At 38.5% G+C, this 12,779-nt stretch carries 14 protein-coding genes; 6 read left to right on the forward strand and 8 right to left on the reverse strand.

Annotated elements, in window-relative coordinates:
* The first annotated feature begins 151 nt into the window (after nt 1–151).
* Nucleotides 152–649 (forward strand): CotY/CotZ family spore coat protein, encoded by a 498-nt coding sequence (locus tag EM808_RS03395; RefSeq protein ID WP_127735830.1) that lies wholly within the window; start codon nt 152–154, stop codon nt 647–649.
* A gap of 333 nt (nt 650–982) precedes the next feature.
* Here EM808_RS03395 and EM808_RS03400 read toward each other — a convergent pair whose 3' ends face one another.
* The 4 genes from EM808_RS03400 to mgtE form a co-directional block, all read right to left on the reverse strand.
* Nucleotides 983–1,504 carry a CotO family spore coat protein gene (locus EM808_RS03400; RefSeq protein WP_127735833.1) on the reverse strand — a complete coding sequence of 174 codons (522 nt, stop codon included), beginning with the start codon at nt 1,502–1,504 and terminating at the stop codon, nt 983–985.
* A gap of 206 nt (nt 1,505–1,710) precedes the next feature.
* Nucleotides 1,711–2,484: an enoyl-ACP reductase FabI gene (gene fabI, locus EM808_RS03405; RefSeq protein ID WP_127735836.1), complete on the reverse strand. Its 774-nt coding sequence runs from the start codon at nt 2,482–2,484 to the stop codon at nt 1,711–1,713.
* A gap of 122 nt (nt 2,485–2,606) precedes the next feature.
* Complete coding sequence (locus EM808_RS03410; RefSeq protein WP_127735840.1) at nt 2,607–4,454, reverse strand: monovalent cation:proton antiporter family protein; 1,848 nt, start codon at nt 4,452–4,454, stop codon at nt 2,607–2,609.
* A gap of 43 nt (nt 4,455–4,497) precedes the next feature.
* A complete protein-coding gene (mgtE, locus tag EM808_RS03415; RefSeq protein ID WP_127736707.1) occupies nt 4,498–5,856 on the reverse strand; it encodes a magnesium transporter in 1,359 nt (452 codons plus the stop codon).
* A 254-nt stretch (nt 5,857–6,110) separates the two neighbouring features.
* Here mgtE and prpE point away from each other — a divergent pair, with 254 nt between their 5' ends.
* On the forward strand, nt 6,111–6,848 hold the full coding sequence (gene prpE / locus EM808_RS03420) for a bis(5'-nucleosyl)-tetraphosphatase PrpE (protein ID WP_127735842.1): 738 nt from the start codon (nt 6,111–6,113) through the stop codon (nt 6,846–6,848).
* Nucleotides 6,849–6,885: 37 nt separating this feature from the next.
* Here the strand turns inward: prpE and EM808_RS03425 are convergent, their stop codons facing one another.
* The 4 genes from EM808_RS03425 to EM808_RS03440 are packed head-to-tail and all read right to left on the reverse strand — an operon-like array spanning nt 6,886 to nt 9,681.
* On the reverse strand, nt 6,886–7,743 hold the full coding sequence (locus EM808_RS03425) for an RluA family pseudouridine synthase (RefSeq protein ID WP_127736710.1): 858 nt from the start codon (nt 7,741–7,743) through the stop codon (nt 6,886–6,888).
* A gap of 51 nt (nt 7,744–7,794) precedes the next feature.
* The gene (locus tag EM808_RS03430; RefSeq protein WP_127735845.1) at nt 7,795–8,589 is read right to left on the reverse strand and encodes an NAD kinase; all 795 of its coding nucleotides are present in this window, start codon (nt 8,587–8,589) and stop codon (nt 7,795–7,797) included.
* Nucleotides 8,590–8,621: 32 nt separating this feature from the next.
* Nucleotides 8,622–9,257 carry a GTP pyrophosphokinase gene (locus EM808_RS03435; protein WP_127735848.1) on the reverse strand — a complete coding sequence of 212 codons (636 nt, stop codon included), beginning with the start codon at nt 9,255–9,257 and terminating at the stop codon, nt 8,622–8,624.
* A gap of 52 nt (nt 9,258–9,309) precedes the next feature.
* Entirely contained in the window at nt 9,310–9,681 is a 372-nt protein-coding gene (locus EM808_RS03440; protein WP_127735850.1) for a UPF0738 family protein, read from the reverse strand.
* A gap of 144 nt (nt 9,682–9,825) precedes the next feature.
* Between EM808_RS03440 and EM808_RS03445 the strand changes: the two genes are divergently transcribed.
* The 4 genes from EM808_RS03445 to EM808_RS03460 all read left to right on the forward strand — a co-directional run bounded on the left by EM808_RS03445 (nt 9,826) and on the right by EM808_RS03460 (nt 12,626).
* Nucleotides 9,826–10,416: a CYTH domain-containing protein gene (locus EM808_RS03445; RefSeq protein ID WP_182103436.1), complete on the forward strand. Its 591-nt coding sequence runs from the start codon at nt 9,826–9,828 to the stop codon at nt 10,414–10,416.
* A gap of 29 nt (nt 10,417–10,445) precedes the next feature.
* On the forward strand, nt 10,446–11,108 hold the full coding sequence (locus EM808_RS03450) for a lytic transglycosylase domain-containing protein (protein WP_127735856.1): 663 nt from the start codon (nt 10,446–10,448) through the stop codon (nt 11,106–11,108).
* Between the two features lie 239 nt (nt 11,109–11,347).
* Nucleotides 11,348–11,731: a globin domain-containing protein gene (locus EM808_RS03455; RefSeq protein ID WP_127735859.1), complete on the forward strand. Its 384-nt coding sequence runs from the start codon at nt 11,348–11,350 to the stop codon at nt 11,729–11,731.
* Nucleotides 11,732–11,750: 19 nt separating this feature from the next.
* A complete protein-coding gene (locus EM808_RS03460; RefSeq protein ID WP_127735862.1) occupies nt 11,751–12,626 on the forward strand; it encodes a ClpXP adapter SpxH family protein in 876 nt (291 codons plus the stop codon).
* Nucleotides 12,627–12,779: the final 153 nt, after the last annotated feature.

Genomic DNA, 12,779 nt, shown 5'->3' on the forward strand with positions numbered 1-12,779 from the left:
CCACAGCAGACAGTCTAATATCAGCAGTACAATTGGGCATGCGCCTAAATTTCAAGAAAAAAGGCGTTTGTCCGTAACCCATAAGGGCCTTCGGCAATATGTTAGTAGTGTAGTATCACAAAGAAAGAAACAAACAAGGAGGAAATCAATTATGGGTTGTGGAAAAAAAGATGATGTTTTAGGTACTTCTAGCTGTGTTTGCGAAGTGGTTCGCGCCATTAAAGATATTCAAGATAGTGCAGAAGACAACTGCGAATGTGAAACAAATTGCTTCTCTGAGCCACTAGGTTCACTTGTTTCTCCAACAAAACGCAGTAAAGCAGATACTCGCGTATTTGTATTAAAAACAGCTGACGGCTCACCTTTCCATGCTTTCTTCAGAGGAGATGACTGTGCATGTGTATCTATCTTCTTCCGCGTAGAAGAAGTTTTCGATAACTGCTGTGCAGTATTGAGAGTGCTTGCACCAGTTACTAACACTCACTCTGGCAGAGAAACACTTGATATCACAGGACAAAAAGGCGTTGACCTTGGCAAAATCTGTGAAGTGGATGGATTCCGTCGCACAAGCGATTGCATTACTGTCGACTTGAAATGCTTCTGTGCAGTACAATGTATTGCTGACGTTGATTTAGACATCTGTGATTAATATAAGCGAAATCTTTACCCTTCAACCAGTCATTTTATATGGCTGGTTGTTTATATTACTAATAGCGAAGCCTAGCTTTGCTTACCATAAAAGGAATATTGCCAAACTCTAAGAAGGTTTAAGACATGTTATTTACGATTTCCCACAAAACAAACCGCACTCCCCCAAATACGCTTTTAGCATGTTCAAGCCTATTATTGTTTGTAGGAACTGTCTCTCTTTTCATATAATTCTTCTCAAATCGAAACAAATAAACCTCGCTAGACGAAAGTTACATAAGTGCACAAAAAAAAGACACACTTTTACCAGTGCGTCTTTTTGTTCGAGCGATGTTTACATACCGACCATTTTAACCTCGTTAATTTTCTTTGTGTAAAGTGTGATTTCCTCGCCATCCATTAATTTCACTGTAACTGTCTTGTCAGCTTTACCTATTATAAATCCTCTGAATTGCTGGCCGTCTGCTACTGTCACAATACATGCAACTGGAGGCAGCTGTTTCGGAAAGTTAAAAAGATAAGACAGCTTTTCTTCTACGTCCATGTCTCTAAAGCTTTTCAGCTTGCGGAATGCTGGTTGTCGTACTGGAGTTTCTTGTTCTGCCTGTTCGACATGATACTCATGTATTTGATCTCGAACAGCTGCTGGTGTTTCAATCATGCCGATTGCACTATCGTCCTCAGAGATTTTTTCTTTTTTACTTTCAAGCATTGCTGTTCTTTCTATTTCCTCTCGTTGCTTTTGCTTTACTCTTTGTGCTTTTTTTGCTGAAAATATCGTTTGCATGTTTTCTTTAACAGGTGGTGTGTGCTGAAACAAGAGAGGTGATTCTTTTCTTGCTGTTTTCTTCCTCATACTGTCACCTCCTACTACAAATAGGAATACAAGAGTCACATAAGGTTCCACTCGCCTACTTCACCCTAATGTATGCTGGGACATGCATTAATGTTAATCACAATGCTTTTGCTGATTATCATTCATTAAAAGATATTCCTATGACGGGAATACTATTCAAACAGAAATAAAGCACTGACCTTATGCGGCCAGTGCTTTTGAATTAATTATGAAATAATATGGAATCCAGAATCAACGTGGATGTTTTCGCCTGTTATTCCTCTTGCCATATCGCTGAACAAGAATACAGCTGTATCTCCCACTTCGTCAGGAGTTGTCGTTCTTCTTAGCGGTGAACGGTCTTCAATCTCCTTCAGAATGGAGTTAAAGTCACTGATTCCTTTTGCAGAAAGTGTACGGATCGGTCCTGCTGAAATGGAATTAACACGAATTCCTTCTTTTCCTAAATCAGATGCCAAGTAACGAACACTTGCATCAAGAGAAGCCTTTGCCACACCCATTACATTGTAATTTCTGATAGCACGTTCGCCGCCTAAATACGTTAGTGTAACAATGCTTCCACCTTCTGTCATTAACCCTTTCGCTTCTTTAGCAACAGCAGTCAATGAATAAGAGCTGATGTTATGGGCAAGCAAGAATCCTTCTCTTGTCGTATTCATGTAGTCTCCTTGAAGCTCTTCCTTGTTTGCAAAAGCGATGCAGTGGGCAATACCATGAATTGTTCCAACATCGGTCTTAATTGTTTGGAAGCATTTTGCAATGTCTTCGTCATTTGTTACATCACATGGCAAGACGATGCTGTCAGATGTATCAAGTGTAGCCACAAGGTCACGTACACTTTTCTCCAATCTTTCCCCTGCATATGTGAACACTAAACGTGCACCTGCTTTATGAAGGGATGTCGCAATACCCCATGCAATGCTTCTTTTGTTAGCTACACCCATAACGACATAGGTTTTGCCTTTTAATGAAAAGCTCATATTTTATCCTCCTAATATATATATTACAAGTTATTAGTACCTAGTACTAATTTTACTATACTATCACCAAAAAGAAAAGTACTGTACAGTAGTCATTTGGTTTATTTTCCAATGAAGTATGTCTATATTCGTTCTAAATTCCTCTTCAGTTCCCTTACATATTCCTCTGATCCCGTTACGATTAAATGGTCATGTAGCTGAAGCTCCGTATCTCCATGCGGTATAACTGAATCTGCCCCCCTGAAAATACGCACAAAAATCACATCTCCTGTAAAAGGAAATTTTCTTAATGACATTCCTTCAAATCCCTTATTTTTAATCGTAATTTCATGTAAAGAAGTCTCGTTATTTCCTAACAATGCAAGAATGCTTTGTGATTGTATCATTGCCTTAAGCAGAGCTTTTGTTGATGTAAATGATGAAAATACTTCAATCCCTTCACTTTGCAGATAGGCTTCCTTATCCATGTCTTCCATTCTGCATATAACCCTATCAATCCCAGCTTGCTTTAAAAGAAGGCTCATTCTTTCATTTTCACTGCTGTCTCCAGTAGAAACAACTACAATATCTGTTGCCACTATGTTCGTATTCATTATCACTTCTTCGCTATAATTATCCAGCTCTGTTATTTCAAATAATGAATCAGCAATTTGTAAATCAAGCTTTTCCTGTTTTTTATGATAAAACTGCACCTTGTAATAAGGTGCCTTTAATTCTTGATACAGCTGCATGGTTATCTGATTCACACCAATGATTGAAATATTTACTGCCTTTTCCCCTGCTGTTTCCTTTGGGAAGAGCTTTTTGAAAACGATTGGTGTAATAATACATGAAATTATTGCGACAAGAATAAATATCCCGCTCATTTGGGAGGTAATAATATTCATTCTTTCTCCAATTGTTGCTGCTGCAATTACTAAAGATAATGTTGAAGTCAATAAAAATCCTGATGACACTACAGTGCTGTTGTCATACCACTTCTTTAAATAAAAGGCTGGCACCATCTTGCTTGCTAATAACGCCACCAATAAAAGCGGTATAAATAAAAGGAGCATTGGATCTGTAAAAAGCGACCATAAATCCATCTTTACACCAATCATAACGAAAAATATTGGAATTAAAAATCCATAACCAAACGAATCCAATTGATGCACAAGCTCTTCATTTGGCGACAAGAGCGACACTAGCACTCCTGCCAAAAAAGCCCCAAGAATATTTTCCGCACCGACTGTTTCAGATAATGCTACTAAGAAAATGATTAAAGCAAATACAGCCCTTGTGCCTATCTGAACTGTTCCTTTTGACATAGAATCTGCCGTATTTTTGTTTTTGAAGCGTCTGCCTGCAAAATATAAAAGTACTCCTGCTGCAAAGAGAATTAGTAAAAGCCATGTGTTACCGCCACTTTCATGAATGGAGGCAAATACTGCGAGCAAGATCATTGTTGCAAGATCAGCGATAACCGCAACAAGCAGGATTATTTGCCCTATTGCTGTTTTCATGATATTTGCTTCTTTTAAAGTTGGTACGACCACCCCAAGAGAAATAGTAGAGATGATAATAGTCATTAAGAAAATACTATCCACAAAGCCTGCGAGCACAAATAAATAGCTCAAAATAAGGGATAAAGCAAAAATAGCCACAAAGATGATGATAGACGTTGAAAATGGCTTTGGCTCAAGCTTGCCATTAGACAATGTCTCTCTTTTTTTCTTGCTTGAAAAAGATTTAAAGTCTATCTCCAGTCCACTTAAAAACATGAGAAAAATAAAACCTAAAGTAGATAATGTCTCAAGCCAAGTATCCTGCTCTACAAGATTAAACCCGCTCTTTCCAATAATTAACCCCATAATAATTTCGGCAACCACGACAGGAATAACATTTAACTTAAGGCGGTGCAAAATAATCGGTGTCAGCAATGCCACGATAATGACGATCATTAAGGACATTACGGATGCGCCGTGTTCCATTCCTTTTTCCTCCTTGAAAATACTGTTTTATATCATGTAAAACTTAACTAGTCAAAAAACGCATAAACATTGTTGCCATTCCAAAATAAATCAAAATGCTAATAATATCATTTAATGTTGTGATAAACGGACCTGAGGCAACAGCAGGATCAATTTTTAGTTTATTCATTACTATCGGGATTATAGAACCAGCAATTGTGGCGACGATGAGTGTCCCTAATATAGATGCCCCTACCAATAATCCTAAGTAAATATTGCCTTTCCAAATATAAATGACAAAGGTTACAAGAATCCCACAGACTCCGCCTGTAATCAAACCTGTACCTGCTTCACGGATTATCAGCTTAAGCTTGCTCTCCTTCTCCAAATCACCTGTCGCAATTCCTCGCACTGCAACCGCTAATGCCTGTGTTCCTGTGTTTCCGGCCATCCCTGCAATAAGGGGAATAAAAACGGCCAGGATGGAAACCTTACTCAATGTTTCTTCAAATCTGCCAATCAAGCTTGCTGTGAACATGCCTAAGAACAATAAAATAATCAGCCATGGCAATCTTTTTTTGGCAGCAGAAAAAGGATGCTGGTCAACATAGTCCATATTAGAAACTGCTGCAAACTTAGAATAATCATCTGAAGCCTCTTCCTCTAGCACATCCACAATGTCATCTATTGTGATGATACCGAGCAGCCGCTCTTGAAAGTCCACTACAGGCAATGCAAGAAAATCGTAGTCCCGCATTTTCCTTGCAGCATCCTCCCTTGTTTGACTAACAGAAACAGAATACACACTGTCATTCATGATGTCAGCAATAAGTGTATTATCGTCACTTATTATTAGATTCCTTAAGGAAACAACCCCAACAAGAGCTTTCAGCTCATCAACCACATAAATATAATAAATCGTTTCTGCATTAGGAGCTTCCATCTGCAGCAAACTCATTGCTGCTGATACCGTCATATGGGAATACAGGCTGACATACTCTAATGTCATAATACTCCCGGCAGTGTCTTCCTCATAATCCATCAATGCCTTCACATTGCTTGCTGCTTCATCCGACATAAGTGCAATATAGCTGATTGCCTGTTCCTTATTAAGGGCATTTAAGATATCAGCTGCATCATCTGCCGACATATGTGTAAAGATATCAGCCACATAGGAAGGCAGAAGTCTGGCAAACAGCTCCTGATAATCCCGATCCTCCATTTCTAAATGCTCAAACAGCTCCGCGATTTCTTCTGGTGCCAAAAAATGAAAGACAAGCTCCTGCTCTTCCTTCTCCAATTCCTTAAAAAATGAAGCTTGATCATACGGATGCAGATCTAAAAACGCTTCTCTGAACTTCGTTAAGTTTGCATTTTGTAAAGAATGGAGCAATCCTATTTGTTTTTCTTCATAGATGCTCATTATCTCTTTCAATAATATCCTCCTTTCAAAAGGTTCCTTTATACTAACAAACCTAGTATGATTTGTCGTCCATCTCGCTAATTTCACACAGAAATTTATTATTTGTTTACAAAATAAGGAGTGAAAATAAGAGAAGCTATTATATATTCCCCATTTATCAGTAAGTAAAACTTTCATGTTACCTCATAATATTCTGTTTCCTACAAAAGCTAATGAATACGACAAGTAGGACTTAATATGGTTGGAGGAAGAATATGAAGCTGGATATTATTGGAGACGTTCATGGTTGCTTTGAAGAACTTCGAGCATTAACAACAAAGCTTGGATATAGCTGGGATTCAGGTTATCCCGTTCATCCAGAGGAAAGGAAGCTTGCTTTTGTCGGTGATTTAACAGACCGCGGCCCTTTTTCCCTTGGTGTAGTGAATGTTGTTTGCACACTCATTGAAAAAAAATTAGGTTATTATGTGCCTGGAAATCACTGTAACAAACTATATCGCTATTTTTTAGGGCGAAAAGTTCAAATTACACATGGACTGGAAACAACAGTAGAAGAATTAAAGCATTTGAAAAAAAAGGATAGGGAGATTATTAAGAATAGATTCATGAAACTATATGACACCTCACCTTTATACCAAGTCCTCGATGACGGGAAGCTTATCATTGCACATGCTGGGATTAAAGAAGAGTATATTGGCAAGCATTCGGACAAGGTGAAAACATTTGTCCTATATGGCGATATAACAGGCGAAACAAATCCTGACGGTTCACCTGTCCGCAAGGATTGGGCAAAGTCTTATTCAGGAAATGCTGTGATTGTATATGGGCATACACCCGTAAAAGAGGTTCGTAAAGTTAATCATACGTACAACATTGATACAGGAGCAGTATTCGGAGGCAAGCTTTCTGCGTTAAGCTATCCAGAATGGACAGTGCAATCCGTTCCTTCTTCCATGCCCTTTGTTGCAGAGAAATTTCGAACATTTGAATAAAAAAAGAGACCAAGGCCTAAAACCTTGGTCTCCTTTTTCACAAAATAAGCTTTTTCATATCTTTAGGAAGGTCAATGGAAAACTCGATATCACGGCCAGAGATCGGATGGATAAATGCTAATCGCGAACAGTGGAGTGCTTGTCTCCCCATGTCGCTTCGTGCCCCGCCATATAAATCATCGCCGACAAGCGGATGTCCGATATAAGAAAGATGAACACGGATTTGATGTGTTCTGCCCGTTTCCAAGGAGAGCCCGACTGCGGCAAATGCTTTATATTGACTTAAGACATGAAAGTGAGTTATAGCCGTCTGTCCGTCCTCTCTCACTTCCCTTGTAATGATACTGTCTCCACATCTGCCTATCGGAGCATCGATTGTACCGTGCATTTCGGTAAATACTCCTTCAGCAAAGGCTGTATAATTTCGTTTCACTAAACCGCCCTTTTGCTGTTCGCTCAAAAGATGGTGTATATGGCGATGCTTTGCAATGAGGACAATGCCTGATGTATCCCTGTCCAGCCTTGTCACAATATGTGTCGTTGCAGCTATTTTTCTTTTCGTATAATAGCCGAAAATTGCATTTGCAAGGCTGCCTGCAGGATGCTCTCTTGAAGGAATTGTGTTCATGCCGCTCGGCTTAACCACAATGAGAAGAACATCATCCTCATATATAATTTCAAGCGGTATTTCTTCTGGAACCAAGCCGGCACTTGGCTTTTCGACAGGGAAAGATACGGAAATCCGATCGCCTTTTTTCACTTTATAGCGGACATTCTGCTCTAACTCATTGACGGTTATCTTACCACCTTTGAATTTAATATCTGTGAGCGCTGATTTTGAAATGGATTTCTCTTTTAAGAATTCCTTCAGCAGCAATTCCCTGTCCTCTTCCATAATCCAGTCTAACTTAAATGTCACGCACCTTGCACTCCTATTTCCTTTTTATCATTCCGAAATGAATGAATCATGAACCCTTTTCCAAAATGGAAATGATCTGTATCTTGCAAATCTTATTTTCTCTTCGGCAACCCGATAATGAATTGATTTTACTTTCTTATGAAGCAGTGTCAAATGATCAATGGAAATACGGAAATCAGGCTCATTGACAGGACGCAGCACACATGTATGATGCTCAGGGATAATAAGCGGAGAGCCTACTGTTCGAAAGACGCGATTGTTTATGGAGGCCATTTCTGCCAATTGTATCGCTTTTATCGACGGATGAAGCAATGCTCCACCTAAAGCTTTATTATAGGCTGTGCTTCCTGACGGTGTTGAAACACATAACCCATCGCCTCTAAAGCGCTCAAAATGTTCCCCTCTTATTTCCACATCCATCACAAACGTGCCGTCAATGCTTTTAACAGTTGACTCATTAAGAGCAAGATATCTCGTTTCCTTCTCCTCATCCTGATACTGAACGGTCACTTCTAGCAGTGGATATTCAACAACACTGTATGGCGTTTTTGCTATTGCTATAACTAGCTTTTCAATTTCATCTGGCGTCCAGTCGGCATAAAAGCCAAGATGACCTGTATGAACACCAACAAAAGCCGTTTTATCCAAGCGGCTGCTGTAGCGGTGAAACGCATATAATAAAGTTCCATCTCCACCGACTGAAATGACGATATCTGGCTCTTCTTCCTCATACTCCATCTCAAAATCAAGCAAGTATTGCTTTAATAGCTGAACCAAGTTATCCGATTTTGAATCACCTTTTGAGGTTACGGCAAATTTCATTTTTTATAGCTCCTCTTTGAAATGATGGAAAATCATTTTTTCCTGTCCTTCTTCTCCTTTTTTCGATTGAAAAAAGCTTGTGCTTCCTGGATTTCTCCACGAATTAGCGACATTTCCTTATCTAGGCGGAAGGCAGCTTCAGCTGCTCCCTGCAATCTCATTTGGATATCCTTTGGAAATTGCCCTTTGTATTTATAGTTAAGTGAATGTTCAATCGTTGCCCAGAAGTTCATGGCAAGCGTACGAATCTGTATTTCCATTAAGATCTTCTTCTCACCATTAATCGTTTGAACTGGATAAATTATGACAACATGATAGGAGCGGTAGCCGCTTTCTTTTCTGTGGAGGATATAGTCTCTTTCCTCGACAATTTCAAAGTCATTACGCTGTCTTAGTAATTCTACTACTCTTATAATATCGTCAACAAACGGACACATCATACGCAGACCAGCAATGTCCTGCATCTCTGTTCCTAACTTGTCTAAAGGTATCCCCTTTTCATTTGCCTTATCAAGAATGCTCGCTATCGGCTTCACTCTTCCTGTGACAAATTCAATCGGTGAATGCTCCTCCTCATCATGCTCAAACTGGCGTCTCATGCCCTTTAGCTTCACTTTTAATTCATCTACCGCTTGTTTATAAGGGGCTAAAAATTGATCCCACTGCATGTATAACACCCCATTTTCATAGGTTTCCTTCTTTTATGTAAGTATATTTCTACTATTTAGAAAATACGGACGTAACAGCCTGTTCCATTTCTTCCCCGTAATTGCCGTTACCCTCAATATTATCAATTAAGTATTCCATTTCTTCCTTCCAATCAATCAACTCAAGGTTGTCGTTGCCATTTGAAATATAAAGTTTAAGATTTGCTGCTAAGCCTTCCTTAATGCTTGGCCAAATATCCTTATGAAGAACAATATAAATATACTCGTCTTCCTTTTCTGCTATATATATAAATGCGAAAGAATCAGAATCAACCAGAATTTGTCCCTTAGGTGTCAGCTGGCTGACTGGGTAACTTTCGTCTACTTTCAAGATAACTTTTGTTTCTGCTATTTCTGCATTTAGTATTTGTAGTTTTTCTGTCATTTCTTCACCCTCCAACTATGCACTATTTTACCACATTGCTTAAATTTATCCTAAATATTGCGGTCAGAAACAAACAAAGAGATAATAACTACTAGAAGATAATTAATGAAGTACGGGAAAAACGCCGTGAAAGGATATTAGATGATGGAGAAAAATATCGAAATTGAATTTAAAAACATACTTACAAAAGCGGAATACCTTGAGCTACTTAACCATTTCCAAGTGAAGGAAACCGAATTGTTTAAGCAAGAGAACCATTATTTTGATACAAAGAACTTCGAACTTAAAGAACGCAGCTCTGCACTTCGCATCCGCAAAAAGCAATCAGGTTATGAACTTACATTAAAACAGCCTTGTGATGATGGCTTGCTTGAAACAAATAAGCAGCTAACTGCAGAGGCTGGAGAGGAAATGATTCAAACTGGTAAAATAAATGACCCACAGTTTGCATCTATTTTAGAAGAAATGGGAATTGCTCCTGAGAGCATTGTCTATTTCGGTTCACTAAGCACAATCCGAGCAGAAAAGGAAACTGGAAATGGTTTACTAGTTTTTGACCACAGTTTTTATTTAAATATCGAAGATTATGAGTTAGAATATGAAGTAAGCGACAGAAAAGAAGGACAAGTCTATTTCCAAGAGCTTCTTCATTCTTTTCAGATTCCAATAAGAGAAACGAAAAATAAAGTAAGAAGATTTTATGAACAAAAATATACGAACGATATAAATTCATAATACAGTTTACCAGCATATGGAGGAACTACATGAAAATAGATCAATTAAAAGCCTTGTTTGAGCTGCAGGCAATGCAAAGTATGACAACTGGAACATCTAACAGTTCCTCTTCTTCCACAAATCTATTTCAAGAGCTGCTCGGCAGTTTCACATCAAGCGGGACAGGAATTGCAGATAGTATTATTCAAAATACGCTCGGAAGTAGTAATTCTGGAGTAAGCACAATCAATAGTCTAAACCCTTTGCAAACAAGTACAAACAGCTCCTTGCTGCCAATTAGTCTGACTAAATTGGCGAAAACGGACTCGAGCTCCACAAGTGACTTTGATGACATTATTAAACAAGCTGCTGCTAAATACGGCGTACCGGAAAAGCTGATTAGCTCTGTCATTAAGGTTGAATCGAACTTCAATCCAAACGCAACAAGCTATGTAGGTGCATCAGGTCTTATGCAATTGATGCCTTCCACTGCAAGAGGGTTAGGAATAGATAATGTTTTTGATCCAGCACAAAACATTATGGGTGGTACGAAATATTTAAAGCAAATGCTTACGAAGTATGATGGTAACGTCAGCCTCGCATTGGCTGCCTATAATGCAGGTCCTGGAAATGTAAACAAATACGGAGGAATACCTCCTTTTAAAGAAACTCAAAACTATGTTGCGAAAGTAACACAGCACTATACGGCATAATACTACTCGGCAGGTCCTGCAATACAGGCCTGCTTTCCTTGGCTCTATATCCGGTGTTTTTGACAGTGGGTATTTTTTATGAAAAAATTTGCTCAAAATAAATTAAGGCATAAACTATGACAGATGATAATAAAGTTTTACAAGCTATTTATTTGTACAATGAAAAAACCATTGGTAAAATAGCAATAGAATGATTTTTATATTAAATTTTCTTATCATCCAAAAAAGGAGTTTTAATTATGGTCAATAAAATGCCTACTCCATATGATGTTATTGGGGAAAAAACGCTTAGCCATCTTGTTGATGCTTTTTATGAGCGTGTTGGCAATCACCCCGAATTAGCTCCTATATTTCCAGATGACTTAACTGAAACTGCAAGAAAGCAAAAACAGTTTCTTACACAATATTTAGGAGGGCCATCTATATATACAGAAGAGCATGGCCATCCAATGCTTAGGGCAAGGCATCTGCCTTTTCCTATTACAGAAAGGCGTGCAAAGGCATGGCTTTCCTGCATGAGTGAAGCAATGGATGAAGTGGAGCTAGATGACTCCATTCGTGAAGGGCTTTTTTCAAGACTTGCTTTGACCGCAAAACACATGATCAATTCGGAGGAAAACTGAGAATAAAAGGTGATTAAACATGACTGAAAAAGATTTGTCTACATCCAACCCGATAACAGCCGAAGACAATTGCCCTGATAGCAAACCCCTTGAAATATACATGTTTGTCGATCCCTTATGTCCTGAGTGTTGGGCTTTAGAACCAATTATCAAAAAGCTCCAGATCGAATATGGCCAGTATTTTTCCTTAAAGCATGTTTTAAGCGGCAGATTAGCAACATTAAATATGAATAAAAAAACGAAGTATGAAAATATTGCCGAGCTTTGGGAAAAAACGGCATCCAGAACTGGCATGTCATGCGATGGATCTCTTTGGTATGAAAACCCAATTGTTTCACCATATTTAGCTTCCATTGCTTTAAAGGCAGCAGAATTACAAGGACGTAAATGCGGCATACGTTTTTTAAGAAAACTGCAAGAAATGCTTTTTCTCGAGAAACAGAATATTGCAACATTTGATGTACTAAAAACCTGTGCTGCAAGTGTCGGTCTCGATGTTGTCGAGTTCGTCGCGGACATTCATTCGGCAAGTGCAGCTAAAGCCTTCCAATGTGACATGAAAATTACTTCCGAAATGGAAGTGTCGGAAATTCCGACATTGGTTTTCTTTAATGAAAATATAGAAGAAGAAGGAATTAAAGTTACCGGCTACTATCCTTATGAGGTATACGTCCAAATCATTGAAGAAATGTTACAAATTGTTCCAGAAAAGGCAGATCCTCCTCCATTGGAGTCTTTCTTAAAGTGCTTTAACCTTGTGGCATCAAAAGAGCTTTCCGTCGTTTATAATAAGTCAATTCAAGAGATGGAAAGGGAAATGAAGAAGCTGCAGCTTAAACAGCTTGTTGAACAAATCCCTGCAAAGTATGGAATGTTTTGGAAGTATATTGGCTAAGCTTTGAAGTTAAAAAAATGACATAAAAAAAGGGCTTGCTGTCTCAAGGCAAGGCCTTTTTTTATTAACAAAGGGGATGGGAGAAATTTTCACGGTCAAACAAAGGGGTATAAGTTTGTTTGTGATTAATTTCACAACACAATAATAACATAT

Origin of the sequence: Niallia taxi (assembly GCF_004005475.1) — a bacterium.
GTDB lineage: Bacteria > Bacillota > Bacilli > Bacillales > Cytobacillaceae > Niallia > Niallia taxi.